The sequence below is a fragment of the Consotaella aegiceratis genome (genome assembly GCF_036541425.1).
GTDB classification, from domain to species: domain Bacteria; phylum Pseudomonadota; class Alphaproteobacteria; order Rhizobiales; family Rhizobiaceae; genus Consotaella; species Consotaella aegiceratis.
In genome coordinates, this window is the sequence record NZ_JAZHFT010000131.1 from 1 (window position 1) to 1,176 (window position 1,176).

The 1,176-nt window shown below is 55.4% G+C and carries 1 protein-coding gene and 1 pseudogene; one reads left to right on the top strand and one right to left on the bottom strand.

Features of this window, described 5'->3' with window-relative positions:
- Positions 1–245: 245 nt before the first annotated feature.
- Positions 246–1,061 (top strand): hypothetical protein, encoded by an 816-nt coding sequence (locus tag SMD10_RS25375; RefSeq protein ID WP_331688498.1) that lies wholly within the window; start codon positions 246–248, stop codon positions 1,059–1,061.
- Here the strand turns inward: SMD10_RS25375 and SMD10_RS25380 are convergent.
- Positions 1,045–1,176 (bottom strand): annotated as a pseudogene (locus SMD10_RS25380) (IS5/IS1182 family transposase); the annotation flags it as partial. The gene SMD10_RS25375 and the pseudogene SMD10_RS25380 sit on opposite strands and share 17 nt — an antisense overlap.

Sequence of the window (1,176 nt, forward strand, 5' to 3'; positions counted from 1 at the left end):
CCAGGCTGGTGCGCGCATGCTGTGCGCGAGTGGTATCGGTCCACATCGTTGATCCAAGGTAGTTTTTGGCAAAACCCCTGAATCAACGGCCGGCGAGGCTGTCAAGCTAACCCACTGATACCACTCACCTCAATTTCGGATCAGACACTAAGGAGCTTGCCGCTGCTTTCGGCTGGAACGGCGATCGGGTGCGGGAACGGAGGATAACGCTAGGCGAGACTGTTCTGGACGTGGGCAGAGGGTTCTTGGGCGTCCAGCCTGCGGCTCTTTTTGCGTCCCCGATACACCGGAACGGGGCGGACCCTCTGAACGGTGCGGCGTTATACGGCTATCATGCCGCAGTTCGCTGGGGGCTTTTTGCAGATGAACACGGGCTCACGGCCTTCAACTCGCACTGGCTTGCTCAAGATGACTGGTTTGCGATGCCTACGGTTTCCTGGGATCGCTTGGAAGCAGAACACAAATTTCTCAGTGCATTTGAGCCAGAGCAGGTTGCGGAGGGTGAACCAGATCGGCTCGCGTTGGAGCACTATCCAAACCCCAAACTTCTACAGCCGGTGGATGACGAGTTGGTTGATCGGCTTGATGCTTGGCGCGATGAGGCGCTGAAATCATCACGCACTCACTCCGGCGTAGACGAACATCTGCAGACGCTGTTTGCGAAACTATTCGTACTTCGAACAATTGAAGATCGTCGACTGGCTCCAAATGTGAAGCCGCTGAGTCCGGCCATTTCCTCTCAAACTCCGCTAGATGTGGAAGCCCTCATATCGACCTTTCAGGACGCGAGAGAGTACATCGGTAGCGAGCTTTTCGACAATGTGCAGTTGGACGCCATCCCAAAGCACGTGATTTCCGGCATAATAGGCGACCTCTATAAGCCTCGCCGCCTGCCTTTTGCAGGAAGCCGCTACAATTTTGCCTGGATTGACTCAGATGTTCTTGGCTTGGCCTACGAGAAATATCTGTCGACGATCCTGCATCCGCTGCCACCAGCGCCACAAATGGACCTTTTCCAGCAGTCCTTTAGTGTCCGATTCAAAACTAAGCAGATGAATTAGCGAGCCTTGCGACGCGGCGAGCGAGGAGTTGGACCGAGGCGAGGAACAGCCATGCATTGGCAGATGCGATGGTCTGCTCGAAGTCCTTGGCAAGCCGTCGATTGCGATTGAGCCA